Origin of the sequence: Vogesella aquatica (assembly GCF_028548455.1) — a bacterium.
GTDB classification, from domain to species: domain Bacteria; phylum Pseudomonadota; class Gammaproteobacteria; order Burkholderiales; family Chromobacteriaceae; genus Vogesella; species Vogesella aquatica.
Window position 1 is genome coordinate 86,613 of record NZ_JAQQLF010000001.1, and the last position, 13,365, is coordinate 99,977.

The window sequence follows — 13,365 nt, forward strand, 5'->3', positions numbered from 1 at the left end:
TACAACCCTGTCTGTTTTAACGCAAACGCCATCATAATTTGTTAGTGCGCTGCGCCTTTTTGTTGCGTAAAAAGCGCAAACAGCTGGCTGATCGACAACAATGCGTAGTGCAAAAACTACTTTATTGCGCCAGGCCCGCTGCAAGAAAAAGCCCCCTTCCGCAGAAGGGGGCTATCGTCAGTTTGCGGCCAACCTTAGCCGGCCGCCAGTGCGGCTTCTTCTTCCGGGTCGATTTCCTCACCCAGGAAACCGCCGCTCTGGTGCGCCCATAGCCGGGCGTACAGGCCACCTTTGGCCAGCAGTTGCTCGTGGCTGCCTTCTTCCACCACCTGGCCCTTGTCCAGCACGATCAGCCGGTCCATGGCGGCGATGGTGGACAGGCGGTGGGCGATGGCCACCACGGTCTTGCCTTCCATCAGCCGGTACAGGCTGCTCTGGATGGCGGCTTCTACCTCCGAATCCAGCGCGCTGGTGGCTTCGTCCAGCAGCAGGATGGGCGCGTCCTTCAGCATCACGCGGGCGATGGCCACGCGCTGGCGCTGGCCACCGGATAGCTTGACGCCGCGCTCGCCCACGTGGGCATCGTAACCGGTGCGGCCCTTGGGGTCGGTCAGCTGCAGGATGAACTCGTGCGCCTCGGCCTTTTGCGCCGCCGCGATCATTTCCTCGTCGCTGGCCTGCATGCGGCCGTAGCACAGGTTGTCGCGCACCGAGCGGTGCAGCAGCGAGGTATCCTGCGTCACCATGCCCACCTGCGCGCGCAGGCTGTCCTGTGTGACCTGGCAGATGTCCTGGCCGTCGATCAGGATGCGGCCGCTTTCCAGCTCGTAAAAGCGCAGCAGCAGGTTGACGATGGTGGACTTGCCGGCACCGCTGCGCCCCACCAGGCCGATCTTCTCGCCGGGGCGGATGGTCAGGTTCAGGCCGTCGATCACCACTTTTTCGCCGCCGTAGCTAAAGCGCACGTTGTCGAAACGCAGTTCGCCGCGGCCAACCTGCAGCGGGCGCGCGTCCGGCGCGTCGTGGATGGCAATCGGGCGCGACAGCGTGGTAATGCCGTCCTGCACCGTGCCGATGTTCTCGAACAGGCTGGACATCTCCCACATGATCCAGTGCGACACGCCGTTCAGGCGCAGCGCCATGGCCGTAGCGGCCGCCACCGCACCCACGCCCACCTCGCCGCGGCTCCACAGCCACAGCGTGGCACCGGCGGTGCTGGCAATCAGGCCCATGCTGAGGATGTGGTTAACAATCTCGAAGCCGCTGACCAAGCGCATCTGGCGGTAGGCGGTGTGCATGAACTCCTGCATGGCGCCCTTGGCAAAACGCGCCTCGTGGTTGCCCTGCGAGAACAGCTTCACCGTGGCGATATTGGTGTAGGCGTCGGTAATGCGGCCGGTCATCAGGCTGCGCGCATCGGCCTGCTGGCTGGCGGCGCGGCCCAGGCGCGGCACAAAGAAGCGCAGCGTCACTGCGTACAGTGCCAGCCAGGCCAGAAACGGCCACAGCAACACCGTATCGAAGCTGCCCACCACCGCCACCATGGTGATGAAGTAGATCACCACAAACACCATGATGTCGGTAATGATCAGCACCGTGTCGCGCACCGCCAGCGCGGTCTGCATCACCTTGGCCGACACGCGGCCGGCAAACTCGTCCTGGTAAAAGGCCATGCTCTGGTTCAGCAGGTGGCGGTGGAAATGCCAGCGCAAACGCATGGGGAAGTTGCCGAACAGGCCCTGGTATTTGGCCATGGCCTGCAGCGCAATCAGCAGCGGGCTGGCCAGCAGGATGGCGGCCAGGAGCAGCAGGTTGTCGCGCTCCTTGTCCCACAGCTGCGCCGGTGGCACGTGGCTTAGCCAGTCCACAATCGAGCCCAGCATCGAGAACAGCAGCGCCTCGAAGGCACCGATGGTGGCGGTCAGTAGCGCCATGCCCAGGATCAGGCCGCGCATGCCGGCGGTGGCCGACCACACAAACGGGAAGAACCCTTTCGGGGGTTGTGGCGGGGGGGTATCCGGGTAGGCATCTACCCGGCGTTCAAACCAGGAAAACAGCATAAAGATCGCTCCTTGCCGTAGCGGGATCGCCGCCGCGGTTCAGGTTGGTATAAAGGCCATGGGCCCACGTGGCGCCGCACCCGGCAATGGCTGCCGCTGCGCTGGCGCACTTAAAGAACAAGACACCCGGCAAATACTGGCCGGGCGGTACACCATGGCATGAAAATGCCATACAAGAAACTGCCCGTCGTGACAGGCCGACCGCATTCTACCGTTGACCGGCAGCACTGGCGAACGGCTATGCTGTACACACTGTTCACCCTGTCATTTTATTGCCATGACCACCACCCACCTGTCGCTTGCCAACGCCCGCGCGCTGCACCTCGCCGCCCAGGGCCTGCTCACCCCGCCACGGCGCAAGGCCAGCCGCGACGACGTGCTGGCCGCCATCCGCCGCATGGCACTGCTGCAGATCGACACCATCAGCGTGGTGGCGCGCAGCCCCTATCTGGTGCTGTACAGCCGCCTGGGCCACTACGACCCGGCCTGGCTGGACAGCCTGCTGGCCGACGGTGCGCTGTTCGAGTACTGGGCACACGAAGCCTGCTTCGTGCCGGTGGAAGACTACCGCCTGCTGCGCCACCGCATGCTGGACCCGGCGGCCATGGGCTGGAAGTACTCGGTCAGCTGGATGGACAAACACCGCGCCGACATCGACCAGCTGCTGGCGCATATCCGCCAGCACGGCCCGGTGCGCTCGCGCGACTTTGCACGCCAGGGCGGCAAGGGCAATGGCTGGTGGGACTGGAAGCCGGAAAAACGCCATCTGGAAGTGCTGTTCACCAGCGGCCAGCTGATGGTGCGCCAGCGCGAAAACTTCCAGCGCGTGTACGACCTGGCCGAGCGTGTATTGCCGCACTGGGACGACGCGCAGCACCTGCCCACACCTGCCAGCGCACGCCACGACATGATACGCGCCAGCTGCCGTGCGCTGGGCCTGGTGCAAGCTGGCTGGGTGGGCGACTACTACCGGCTGCGCGGCAAGGTCAGCGCTACCGAGCTGGCGCCGTTGGTCGACAGCGGCGAGCTGCTGCCGGTACAGGTAGAAGGGCTGAAGGGCGACAGCTACGTGCACCACAGCCTGCAAGACGCGCTAAGGTTGGCCGCAGACGGCCAGCTGAAAGCCAGCGCCTGCAGCGTGCTGTCGCCGTTCGACCCGGTGGTGTGGCACCGCGCGCGCGCCAGCCAGCTGTTCGGCTTTGATTACCGCATCGAGTGCTACACCCCGGCGCCCAAACGCCAGTACGGCTACTTTGTGCTGCCGCTGTTGGTACGCGGCCAACTGGTGGGGCGGCTGGACGCCAAGGCGCACCGCGCGCAGGGCGTGTTCGAGGTGAAAGCGCTGTACCTGGAACCCGGCATCAAACCCGGCAAACGTCTGCAGCAGGACATCCTGAAAGCGCTACAGCAGTGCGCCGACTGGCACGGCACGCCGCAATTGCGCTTTGGCCGCGTGCCGGATGGCTGGCTTGTGTAACAACTTACATGGTCCCCCTGCGCCAGACACCACCGGAAGCGGCTTTCGATGGCGAATGGGCCGCGGCAGGTAACACGGTGTATCCGTGTGCTTGATGCCCGATACATCAGGCAACACGGCGCTAACAGACGGCGCCAGGGCAGCGGCCTATCATGCAGCTCATGGAAACGCTGCATGGTGTGGCGCCCTCTCCAAGCAAAGGAATGGATGATGAAAAAACTGACCGCCCTGGCCGTCGCCGCCACCCTGGCCCTGACCTCTGTTGCCGGCTTTGCCGCTGATGCCAAAGCCCCTGCCAGCGCCCCGGCTGCCAAAGCGGCTCCGGCCAAAAAGGCCGAGCACGCCAAGAAAGCCGCCCACAAGCAAGAACACCACAAGCATGCTGCCAAAAAAGCAGCATCCGCTGCCAAGTAATCCTGTGTAGCGCAAACCGTCTCTATTCCCGCCCGGCCCTGCGCCGGGCTTTTTTTATGGCCAGGGCAGTGGCGTTATACCGGGCAGCGCCTGGCGGCCCACCTGCAGCACCGGGCAGTTCACCACCAGCTCCAGCGGCTCCAGCCGCACATCGCCAGCGTCTTCTGCCGCCAGCACCTCGTCCACCGAGCGCAGCTCGCGCACGCTACGCCCCGGCTTCCAGTGCACCATGATCACGTCCCACAGCGGCGAGTACGCACGGTCATGGTTGGCCGCACCCAAAGGCTGCGGGATGGACGGCAACACGCTGGGCTGGGCGGCAAACTTGTAGATGCGGTCCAGCACCGAGCGCGGGTTGGGCTCGTGGCGGCTTAGCGGCAAGGCGTTGGCCAGCCGTGGCACCAGGTTGGCCGCATTGTCGATGGCGGCGTCCGCGCGCGAGGCGTCGGTGGTGAGGTACCACACCGGCTGGCCGTCAAACCAGCCCTGGCGCACCGGTACCGCCAGCGTGGGCTGGGCCACAGCCCAGCTACTGCACAGTGCCAGCAAGCCGGCTAACAACAGGTTTTTCATGCGGGGCCCCGCCGTGAAAGCGCCAGCTTGCGCTGCTGGCGCAGGGTATGAATGGCAATCAGCAAAATCGCGCCCCAGATCGGGCCATAGGTGAGCAGGCCATCCGCCCCCAGCGGCTCGCCCAGAAAGGCGATGGCCAGCACAAACAGCAGCGCCGGCTCCACATAGCCCAGCAGCCCCCACAAGCCCATCGGCAGCAGGTGGCTGGCGGCGATATTGCACAGCAGCGCGATGGAGCTGAGGATGCCCAGGCCGGGCAGCAGCCACCAGAAGCGGGCCTCTTCCAGCACGCCCCAGCCGGCCGGCCCCAGCCACAGCAGCATGGCCAGCGCCACCGGGAACATCAGCGCCATTTCCAGCGCAAAGCCGCACACCGGGTCCAGCCCGCTCTTGCGGCGCAGCACAAAATACGGGGGGTAGCCCAGCACCACCAGCAGCGTGGGCCAGGCGATGGCACGCGTCAGCCACAGCTCGTGCAATACGCCCAGCAGCGCCAATACCACCGCGATGGCCTGCAGCCGGTACAGCCGCTCGCCGTACAGCAGACGCCCCACCAATACCATCACCAACGGCGCCAGAAAATAGCCCATCGACACCGCCATCACCTGGCCGTGCAGCGGCGCCCACAAAAACAGCCACAGCTGTACCCCCATCAGCGCGGCCATGCCGGCCACGGCCGCCAGCAGCGGCGGCTGGCGCCACATGCGTTGCCAGCTGTCGGCAAACGCCTGGCGCTTGCCGGTGAGCAGCACGATCAGTAACACACCCGGCAGCGTGCACAGGATGCGCCAGGCAAAGATGCCCAGGCCATCCAGCGGCCGCAGCTGGGTAACGTAGGCGGGCAACAGCGAAAACAGCAACGAGGCGCTGATCGACAGCGCAATGCCGCGCCCGGACGGCGCGTGGGGGGTAGTCATATCGAATCCCGAGTGAATACCCGGTGATAGTGCCGCAAATGGCGGCTGGCTGCCAGCCACCGCCCACCGTCAGCGCCGCCGGTTCAGGCCTGGTCGGCCAGTGCGGCGGCGATGCGCGGCAGCAGGAAGTCGATCAGCACCGTGTACTTGCGCGGCATCGGCTGGCGGTAGGGATAGACCAGAAACACCGGCCAGCGCTCGCCGCGCCAGTCCGGCAACACGTGCTGCAGCTCGCCGCGACGGCAAGCCGGTGCCGCCATGTAATGCGGCAGCACGCTGATACCATAACCTGCCACGCACAGGCTGAGAGCGACAATATATGCACCGGAATGGGTACGTGCCGGGCCTGGCTGCAATACACAGGTATCGTCACCGCGCACCAGCGTCAGCTGTTCGCCATTTTCATGGCTGAGCAAGCCATACTGCAGCAGCTGGTCCGGGTGTTGCGGCCAACCATGTTGTTGCAGAAAGGCCGGGCTGGCGTACAGCCCCTCCTCTACCCAGCCTGCGGGGCGCGCCACTAGCGAGTCGTCGTGCACCTTGCGCATGCGCAGGCAGAAATCCAGCACGTCGGCGATGGGGTCTTGCACGCGGTTGTCCACGTCCAGCCGTAGCTGCAAGCCGGGCTGCTGCTGCCCCAGCTCGCCCAGCAACGGCGCCAGCATCGGCGCCATCGATACCGAGGTCGACAACGCCAGCGGGCCTTCCACCGCACACTGCGCGCTATCGACCGCGTGCTGCATGCGCTCCAGCGCCTGGCGCATGGCGCGGGCGTGCGGCAGCAGCTGCTGGCCGGCCTCGGTCAGCGCAAGCCGACGCGTGGTGCGCAATACCAGCACCGCGCCCAGCTGCTTTTCCAGCGCCTTCAGCCGCAGGCTGACCAGGCTGCGGGTACAGCCCAGCGCCTCGGCGGCGGCCGTCAGGCTACCCAGGCGGGCAATCGCCTCGAACACCAGCACGTCGTCCGGCAGCGGCATTGTTTTCATTGGCTTGACAATATGGTGAGCGTTAACGGGTTTATCGGCAGCAAGTGGCTGATTAAGCTGACTTCATCGCCAATCATTCAACAATGAGCATGCCATGAAACTGCTACGCCGCCTATTCGCCTATTGCTTTACCCCGGTCTATCACACGCTGTGCCGCCACAGCGACAGCCTGGGCTGCCGCCAGCAACGCCTGCTGGACGACGCGCGCGAACGCGTGCGCCGCACGCTGCTATAAAAGGTGGCCAAGGTGCGATAACATCGCGCCAAACTCACATCACACGCACACAATGACTACCATTTACCACGCCCACGTTTATTTTCTGCCAGAACAAAGCGCACAAGCGGCCACCCTGCACGCCACGCTGGCGCCGCGCCTGCCGGCCGGCTGCTGGCTGGGGCGGCTGATCGGGCGCGAAGTGGGCCCGCATACGCGGCCGATGTTCGAGATCGACTTTGCCGAGGCGCTGCTGCCGGCCGTCACCGCCTTGCTGGAACAATACCGCGACGGCCTGCCGGTGCTGCTGCACCCGGAGCTGGACAACGAAGTGACTGGCCACACCACGGCAGCACGCTGGCTGGGCGAACCGCTGCCGCTGAAGCTGCACACGCTACGCGGCGCCTAATTGGCGCCGGCGTCGGGCTGCGCTGGTGCGCTATCCGGCGACGCCGGCGCAGCTGCATTAGCCTGGCGCAGTTGTTCGCGCTGCGCCTGCTTGATCAGGTCCAGGTCGGACAGCACTTCCCAGGTCAGGTGGTCCATGCGCTTGTGCAGGCTGTCGATCGCCGCCTCGGACTTCAGGTTGACCTCGAAGTCGCGGATCATGGTCATGCGGTCACGGGCGGTCTGGCGGTTTTGCGACATCATGATGATGGGTGCCTGGATGGCGGCCAGCATCGACAGCATCAGGTTCAGGAAAATGTACGGGTAGGGGTCGAACGCCTTGGTGCCCAGCAGCTCGCTGTTGATGAACGCCCAGCCGAACAGGAAGCTGGCGAAAATCATGATGAAGGTCCACGAGCCGCCAAACTCGGCCACGCGGTCGGCCAGCCGCTCGCCCAGCGTCGGGCCGTGGTCGGGCAGCGCCTGTTCCGGCCGCACCGACTGCAGCTTGCGCGAGATGCGCATCAGCGCCTGCAGCTCGCGGTTGGCCAGCCCGCTCACGCCGGTATGCAGCAGGTGTTCTGCCAGGTATTGGATATCCTTGCCGTGATCATTCATCGCCGCGCCCTCCGCTGTGTAAGCAACGATTATCCGCAGCCCCGCCGCCCGCCGACAGGTGCCAAATGTCACACCGTGTAACGCACCGTAGCCATAAAAAAACCGGCCCGCACACGCGGACCGGCTTGGTCTTGCCCTGCGGCCAACCTTAGCCGCTGTTGCGCAGGCCGGCGGAGATGCCGTTGATGGTGAGGTGGATGGCGTACAGCGCGGCCTCGTCGTCCGGCTCCTGGCGCAGGCGCTGCAGCAGCTTCACCTGCAGCAGGTTCAGCGCGTCCAGATAGGGCAGGCGGGTATCCAGGCTGCGTGCCAGCGTGGGGTTGCCCTGCAGCAGCTTGTCCTGGCCGGTGATGGCAAAGAACGCCGCCAGCGTCTTGTCGAACTCGGCCTGCAGGCCGCCAAACAGGCGGTCGGCCAGCGCATCGTCGCCCACCAGCGCGGCGTAGCGGCGCGCGATCTGCAGGTCGGCCTTGGCCAGTACCTGTTCCATATTGGACAGCATCACCTGGAAGAACGGCGACTGGCGGTACAGCGCCTGCAGCTGCGCCAGGCCGGCGTCGTTACCGTGCGCGGCCAGGTAGGCAGACACCGCGCTACCGAAACCGTACCAGCCCGGCAGCATCACCCGCGATTGCGACCACGAGAACACCCATGGAATGGCGCGCAGGTCCTTGATACTGGCCAGCGCCTTGCGCGAGGCCGGGCGGCTGCCAATGTTGAGCTTGGCAATGGCGCTGATCGGCGTGGCTTCCATGAAGTACTGCATGAAGCCGTCCGACTCTACCAGCGCGCGGTAGGTGCGGTAGGCGTGGCCGGACAGCTCGGCCAGCACGCTCTCGTCGGTATCCTGCTGGCTGCCCTGGCTCAGCGTGGCTTCCAGCGTGGCCGCTACCAGCGCCTCCAGGTTGCGGGTGGCGTTGTCCGGGTCGGCAAACTTGGCGGTAATGATCTCGCCCTGCTCGGTAATGCGGATGCGGCCAACCACGGTGCCGGCCGGCTGCGCCATGATGGCTTCGTACGACGGGCCACCGCCGCGGCCAACCGAACCGCCACGGCCGTGGAACAGGCGCATCTTCACCCCGGCGGCGTCGAACACGCGCACCAGGCGCTGCTCGGCCTGGTACAGCTCCCACTGGCTGGTGAGGTAGCCGCCGTCTTTGTTGCTGTCGGAATAGCCCAGCATCACTTCCTGCACGCTGCCGCGGCTTTTCAGCAGCTGCTGGTACCACGGCAGCGCAAACAGCTGCTGCATGATGGCGGCCGAGGCGTCCAGGTCGGCAATGGTTTCGAATAGCGGCACCAGGTTCAGGCTGATACTCGGTACACCGCCATCCAGCCGCAGCAGACCGCTTTCCTTGGCCAGCAGCGCCAGCGCCAGGATGTCGGACACGCTGGCGCAGTTGGAAATAATGCACTGGGCGATGGCACCCTGGCCGAACTGCTGCTGCACCAGCGCCGCTTCGCGGAAGATGGCCAGCTCCTTTTCGCTGTCGGCGCTATAGCTGAGGAAGGGCGAGTACAGCAGGCGCGGCGTGGCCAGCTCGCGCAGCAGCACGCGCACGCGGGCGGCTTCGTCCAGCGCGGCGTAGTGTTCCAGATTGGCGTGGGCAAACAGCTCGCCTACGACACCAGCGTGCTTTTCGGCGTGCTGGCGCAGGTCCAGCGGCATCAGGTAGAAGCCGAACACGTCCACCGCACGCGCCAGCTTGCCCAGGCGGCCGTACACCAGCAAGGCGCTGCCGTTGGCGGCCAGCGAGTCGCGCAGCGCGGCCAGGTCGGCCTGCAGCGCGTCGGTATCGGGGTAGGCGTCGCCGGCGGTCCAGCGGCCGCGTAATGGCAAGCCAAGCTTGGCCGCGGTGGCGGACAGGCGGCCTTCGATGGTGGCCAGCGCCAGGCGGTACGGCTCTTCGCGGCGGCTGATGGCGGCGTCGGGCGACACGGCGGCCAGCGCGGCGACGGCAGGCGACACGCGGATGTGGCGCGACGACAGCGACAGCTCACGGTACAGGCCGGCCAGCTCGTAGAAATAGTGCTTGAACGCCACCTCGGCCTGGCGGGTAATGGCGTGACGCAGCACGCCGGCGTCTACGTTTGGGTTGCCGTCGCGGTCGCCGCCGATCCAGCTGCCTACGCGCAGGAAGGACGGTATCGCCGCGTCCTGGCCCCACAGCTCGCGCATCTGGCGGCCCAGGCGCTCGTACAGCGCCGGAATGGCCTGGAAGAACGACAGCGGGTGGTAGGCCACGCCGTTTTCGATCTCGTCGGCCACCGTCATCTTGAACGGACGGATTTCGGTGGTTTGCCACAGCGTGTGGATGACGCGCTGCAGCTTGGCCTCGACTTCGGTTTCCTCTTCCGGCGTGATGTCAGGCGAGGACAGCTGCTGCAGGAACTTGCGCACGGCGCGGTGGCCGTCCAGCACGCTCTGGCGCTGTACTTCGGTAGGGTGGGCGGTCAGCACGGCACTGACGCTAGCGTCCTGCAGCGCGGCGTTCAGGCTGGCAAAATCCACACCGTTTTCGTGCAGGCTGGCCAGCGCACGCGACAGGCTGCCGCGCTGCGGGGCGCTGCCGGCGCGCTGGTGGGCACGGCGGCGGCGGGCGTGGTGCAGGTCTTCGGCAATGTTGAACAGCTGCGAGTACAAACCACAGGCGCGCACCAGCGCGGTGGTGGTGGCCGGCGACAGGCGCTCTACCAGCGCGTCGGCCTCGGCGTCGTGGCGCTGTGCGCCGCCGGGGATGGCGCGGATCTCGTCCACCACCTCGGCGCCTTCCTGTTCCAGCAGCAGCGCTTCCAGCAGGCGGTTCAGCCGTGCCAGGTCTTCGCGTAGCGGTAAATCCTTGTCCTGATCGTGCATACTCTATTTCCCTAATATTTTATTGTGACAAACACTGCGAAGATGGCCGGCATGGATACCGCCCTGATCCTCATTCCCGATTTCCTGCTCATCCTGTTCGGCTTTGCCCTGCGGCGCAGCGGCTGGCTGGCGCCTGCTTTCTGGGCGGAGGCCGAGAAATTCGTGTATTTCGTGCTGTTCCCGCCGCTGCTGTTCCGCGCGCTGGCGCGGGCACAGCTGGACCTGGCCGCCAGCCTGCCCATGTTGGCCGCAGGCCTGCTGTTTACCGCCAGCGCCTTTGTGCTGGGCAGCGCGGCCAAGCCGCTGTTCCGGCTGCCGCAGCCCAGCTTTGCCGCCGGTAACCAGGGCGCTTACCGCTTTAATACCTACGTCGGCTTTGCCGTGATGGGCTCGCTGGCCGGCGAGCCCGGCATTGCCACCATCGCGCTGCTGTGCGGCAGCATGGTGCCGGTGGTGAACGTGATGGCGGTAGGCCAGCTGGCGCACGGCAGCGAACGCGGCATGCTGTACGAGCTGCTGCGCAACCCCATCATCTGGGGCATCAGCAGCGGGCTGGCGGCCAACCTGGGCGGCCTGCACGTCCCGGCACCGCTGTTTGCCGCCATCGACCACCTGGCTGCCGCCGCGCTGCCGCTGGGGCTGATTACCGTGGGTGCCGGGCTGCGCTTTGCCGCGCTGCGCCGCCACGCCGGCCCACTACTGTACTGGAACGCCATCAAACTGCTATTGCTACCCGCCATCGCCGTACTGGCCACCGGGCTTTTGGGCGTCAGCGGCCTGTACCGCCAGGCCGCGCTGGTGATGAGCATGCTGCCCACCGCTACCTCGGCCTATATCCTGGCCGTGCGCATGCAGGGCGACGGGGAGCTGGCGGCGGCGGTGGTCACCACCTCGACACTGGCCGCCATGGTCACCATGCCGCTGATGCTGGCCTTACTGCTGTAATCCTGCCGCAAAAGTGGCGCACCGTGTAGTTAAACTACAAGGTAATGTTGCAGCTACACACACCCTGCCCTGCATCAAGGTTGCCCGCCGTGTGCGTGCTAGAATGCCGGCCATCCTTTTCTTAGCGCAGGACCGCCGTTCATGAACAAGCTCGTCATCGCCAGCCGCGAAAGCAAACTCGCCATGTGGCAGGCCGAACACATCAAAGCCCGCCTCGAGGCGCTGTACCCGCAGCTCACGGTAGAGATTCTGGGCATGACCACCCAGGGCGACCAGATTCTGGACAAGACCCTGTCCAAAATCGGCGGCAAAGGCCTGTTTGTGAAAGAACTGGAGCTGGCCCTGCAGGAAGGCCGCGCCGATATCGCCGTGCATTCCATCAAGGACGTGCCGATGAACCTGCCGGAAGGCTTTGCCCTGGCCGCCATCTGCGAACGCGAAGACCCGCGCGACGCGCTGGTTTCCAACCGTTACACCAGCCTGCACGAGCTGCCGCACGGCGCCGTGGTAGGCACCTCCAGCCTGCGCCGCGAATCGCAGCTGCGCGCCCGCTTCCCGCACCTGGTGATCAAGCCGCTGCGCGGTAATGTGCAAACCCGCCTGCGCAAGCTGGACGACGGCGAATTCGATGCCATCATCCTGGCCGCCGCCGGCCTGAAGCGCCTGGCACTGAGCGAGCGCATCCGCCAGGAGCTGGCGCCGTCGGAAAGCCTGCCCGCTGTAGGCCAGGGCGCGCTGGGTATCGAAATCCGCGCCGACCGCGCCGACCTCGTCGCCCTGCTGGCGCCGCTGAACCACGCCGACACCCACGCCTGCGTCAGCGCCGAACGCGCCTTCTCGCGCGTGCTGGGCGGCAGCTGCCAGATCCCTATCGGCGGCTTTGCCACCATCACCGACGACCTCATCACCCTGGGCGGCTTTGTCGCGCACCCGGACGGCTCGGTGATGCTCACCGCCAGCGCCAGCGCCCCGCGTGACTACGCCGACGCCCTGGGCCGCGCCGTAGCCAAAAAGCTGCTGGAGCAGGACGCGGCACCGCTGATCGAGGCCGTTATCGCCGAACAGGCCGGCAAATAAGCCATGGCCGGTACGCTGCTGCTGGTGCGCCCCCCGGCCCAAGCTGCCCGCCTGCAGGCCGCGCTGGCCTCGCTGGGCGTGGCGGCGCAGCCTTTTAGCGTGCTGGACACGGTAGCGGACGATGCCGCGCTGGCCACGCTGCCGGCGCTGGCACGCGTCAGCCACTGGCTGGTTTTTGTCAGCCCGTCGGCCATCGATATCGGCTGGCCGGTGCTGGCAGGCAAGCTACCCGCCACGGTACAGCTGGCCTGCGTTGGCCGCACCAGCGCCGACAAGCTGATGCAGCAAAGCCAGCGCCCGGTGCTACACCCCGAAACCGGCAACGACAGCGACGCCCTGCTGGCCCACCCTGCCCTGCAGCAGCTGGCCGGCCAGCGTGTGCTGATTGTGCGTGGCCACGGCGGGCGCGCCCAGCTCGGGGAAACCCTTGCCGCACGTGGTGCACTGGTGCGCCACGCCGACATCTACCAGCGCGAGGTCAGCCCGCCGGACTGGGCAGGGTTGGCCGCATTGCACGCCGCAGGCCAAGTGGCCGGCCTGCTGGTGACCTCCAGCGAGATTGCCGATGCGCTGTTCGGCCAGGCGCAAGCGGCGCAGCGCGCCCTGCTGTGCACGCTGCCGTTTTATACCCTGCACCCGCGCATCGCCCTGCGTTTACGCCAGTATGGCGTGGCCGATATCTCGCTGTGCGACGGCAGTGCCAGCGCCCTGGCCGCCATGCTGGCGCGTTAAGCGGCTGGCAGCCCCACCAAGGCGGCGTTACAATGCCCTGCAGTCATACGGCGCCCCGCGCCGGATCCAGCAACCCTGCCGCCTAGCGCGGCAACCTTGCGGTCACCA

Annotated in this window: 13 protein-coding genes; 7 read left to right on the forward strand and 6 right to left on the reverse strand. The window is 66.2% G+C overall.

The window, feature by feature from the left end:
* Nucleotides 1–194 precede the first annotated feature (194 nt).
* Nucleotides 195–2,060 carry an ABC transporter ATP-binding protein gene (locus PQU95_RS00400; protein ID WP_272750176.1) on the reverse strand — a complete coding sequence of 622 codons (1,866 nt, stop codon included), beginning with the start codon at nucleotides 2,058–2,060 and terminating at the stop codon, nucleotides 195–197.
* Nucleotides 2,061–2,337: 277 nt separating this feature from the next.
* On the opposite strand from PQU95_RS00400, the gene PQU95_RS00405 reads away from it, so the two are divergent.
* Both PQU95_RS00405 and PQU95_RS00410 read left to right on the forward strand, forming a co-directional pair.
* Nucleotides 2,338–3,537, forward strand: a complete 1,200-nt coding sequence (locus PQU95_RS00405) for a winged helix-turn-helix domain-containing protein (RefSeq protein WP_272750177.1) — start codon at nucleotides 2,338–2,340, stop codon at nucleotides 3,535–3,537.
* A gap of 210 nt (nucleotides 3,538–3,747) precedes the next feature.
* Nucleotides 3,748–3,951, forward strand: a complete 204-nt coding sequence (locus PQU95_RS00410) for a hypothetical protein (RefSeq protein WP_272750178.1) — start codon at nucleotides 3,748–3,750, stop codon at nucleotides 3,949–3,951.
* Nucleotides 3,952–4,005: 54 nt separating this feature from the next.
* Here PQU95_RS00410 and PQU95_RS00415 read toward each other — a convergent pair whose 3' ends face one another.
* The 3 genes from PQU95_RS00415 to PQU95_RS00425 all read right to left on the reverse strand — a co-directional run bounded on the left by PQU95_RS00415 (nucleotide 4,006) and on the right by PQU95_RS00425 (nucleotide 6,427).
* Complete coding sequence (locus PQU95_RS00415; RefSeq protein ID WP_272750179.1) at nucleotides 4,006–4,524, reverse strand: DUF7482 domain-containing protein; 519 nt, start codon at nucleotides 4,522–4,524, stop codon at nucleotides 4,006–4,008.
* Nucleotides 4,521–5,441 (reverse strand): EamA family transporter RarD, encoded by a 921-nt coding sequence (gene rarD / locus PQU95_RS00420; RefSeq protein WP_272750180.1) that lies wholly within the window; start codon nucleotides 5,439–5,441, stop codon nucleotides 4,521–4,523. The genes PQU95_RS00415 and rarD overlap by 4 nt, the downstream gene beginning before the upstream one ends.
* 83 nt (nucleotides 5,442–5,524) lie before the next feature.
* Nucleotides 5,525–6,427 carry a LysR family transcriptional regulator gene (locus tag PQU95_RS00425; protein ID WP_272750181.1) on the reverse strand — a complete coding sequence of 301 codons (903 nt, stop codon included), beginning with the start codon at nucleotides 6,425–6,427 and terminating at the stop codon, nucleotides 5,525–5,527.
* Between the two features lie 94 nt (nucleotides 6,428–6,521).
* Here PQU95_RS00425 and PQU95_RS00430 point away from each other — a divergent pair, with 94 nt between their 5' ends.
* A complete protein-coding gene (locus PQU95_RS00430) occupies nucleotides 6,522–6,662 on the forward strand; it encodes a hypothetical protein (protein ID WP_272750182.1) in 141 nt (46 codons plus the stop codon).
* Between the two features lie 52 nt (nucleotides 6,663–6,714).
* A complete protein-coding gene (locus PQU95_RS00435; protein ID WP_272750183.1) occupies nucleotides 6,715–7,050 on the forward strand; it encodes a DOPA 4,5-dioxygenase family protein in 336 nt (111 codons plus the stop codon).
* Here the strand turns inward: PQU95_RS00435 and PQU95_RS00440 are convergent.
* Together PQU95_RS00440 and ppc are read right to left on the reverse strand one after the other, a co-directional pair.
* On the reverse strand, nucleotides 7,047–7,646 hold the full coding sequence (locus PQU95_RS00440) for a DUF1003 domain-containing protein (RefSeq protein ID WP_272750184.1): 600 nt from the start codon (nucleotides 7,644–7,646) through the stop codon (nucleotides 7,047–7,049). The two genes, PQU95_RS00435 and PQU95_RS00440, sit on opposite strands and share 4 nt — an antisense overlap.
* Before the next feature lie 148 nt (nucleotides 7,647–7,794).
* Nucleotides 7,795–10,503 carry a phosphoenolpyruvate carboxylase gene (ppc, locus tag PQU95_RS00445; RefSeq protein WP_272750185.1) on the reverse strand — a complete coding sequence of 903 codons (2,709 nt, stop codon included), beginning with the start codon at nucleotides 10,501–10,503 and terminating at the stop codon, nucleotides 7,795–7,797.
* Between the two features lie 51 nt (nucleotides 10,504–10,554).
* Between ppc and PQU95_RS00450 the strand changes: the two genes are divergently transcribed.
* The 3 genes from PQU95_RS00450 (at nucleotide 10,555) to PQU95_RS00460 (ending at nucleotide 13,257) form a co-directional block, all read left to right on the forward strand.
* Nucleotides 10,555–11,448 (forward strand): AEC family transporter, encoded by an 894-nt coding sequence (locus PQU95_RS00450; protein ID WP_272750186.1) that lies wholly within the window; start codon nucleotides 10,555–10,557, stop codon nucleotides 11,446–11,448.
* A gap of 141 nt (nucleotides 11,449–11,589) precedes the next feature.
* Nucleotides 11,590–12,525 carry a hydroxymethylbilane synthase gene (gene hemC, locus PQU95_RS00455; protein ID WP_272750187.1) on the forward strand — a complete coding sequence of 312 codons (936 nt, stop codon included), beginning with the start codon at nucleotides 11,590–11,592 and terminating at the stop codon, nucleotides 12,523–12,525.
* Between the two features lie 3 nt (nucleotides 12,526–12,528).
* Nucleotides 12,529–13,257: a uroporphyrinogen-III synthase gene (locus PQU95_RS00460; RefSeq protein WP_272750189.1), complete on the forward strand. Its 729-nt coding sequence runs from the start codon at nucleotides 12,529–12,531 to the stop codon at nucleotides 13,255–13,257.
* Nucleotides 13,258–13,365: the final 108 nt, after the last annotated feature.

What these genes read in the sequence shown, in the direction of transcription:
- PQU95_RS00400 (WP_272750176.1), bottom strand. Translation starts at nt 2,060, where the DNA reads ATGCTGTTTTCCTGGTTTGAACGCCGGGTAGATGCCTACCCGGATACC.
- PQU95_RS00405 (WP_272750177.1), top strand. Translation starts at nt 2,338, where the DNA reads ATGACCACCACCCACCTGTCGCTTGCCAACGCCCGCGCGCTGCACCTC.
- PQU95_RS00410 (WP_272750178.1), top strand. Translation starts at nt 3,748, where the DNA reads ATGAAAAAACTGACCGCCCTGGCCGTCGCCGCCACCCTGGCCCTGACC.
- PQU95_RS00415 (WP_272750179.1), bottom strand. Translation starts at nt 4,524, where the DNA reads ATGAAAAACCTGTTGTTAGCCGGCTTGCTGGCACTGTGCAGTAGCTGG.
- rarD (WP_272750180.1), bottom strand. Translation starts at nt 5,441, where the DNA reads ATGACTACCCCCCACGCGCCGTCCGGGCGCGGCATTGCGCTGTCGATC.
- PQU95_RS00425 (WP_272750181.1), bottom strand. Translation starts at nt 6,427, where the DNA reads ATGAAAACAATGCCGCTGCCGGACGACGTGCTGGTGTTCGAGGCGATT.
- PQU95_RS00430 (WP_272750182.1), top strand. Translation starts at nt 6,522, where the DNA reads ATGAAACTGCTACGCCGCCTATTCGCCTATTGCTTTACCCCGGTCTAT.
- PQU95_RS00435 (WP_272750183.1), top strand. Translation starts at nt 6,715, where the DNA reads ATGACTACCATTTACCACGCCCACGTTTATTTTCTGCCAGAACAAAGC.
- PQU95_RS00440 (WP_272750184.1), bottom strand. Translation starts at nt 7,646, where the DNA reads ATGAATGATCACGGCAAGGATATCCAATACCTGGCAGAACACCTGCTG.
- ppc (WP_272750185.1), bottom strand. Translation starts at nt 10,503, where the DNA reads ATGCACGATCAGGACAAGGATTTACCGCTACGCGAAGACCTGGCACGG.
- PQU95_RS00450 (WP_272750186.1), top strand. Translation starts at nt 10,555, where the DNA reads ATGGATACCGCCCTGATCCTCATTCCCGATTTCCTGCTCATCCTGTTC.
- hemC (WP_272750187.1), top strand. Translation starts at nt 11,590, where the DNA reads ATGAACAAGCTCGTCATCGCCAGCCGCGAAAGCAAACTCGCCATGTGG.
- PQU95_RS00460 (WP_272750189.1), top strand. Translation starts at nt 12,529, where the DNA reads ATGGCCGGTACGCTGCTGCTGGTGCGCCCCCCGGCCCAAGCTGCCCGC.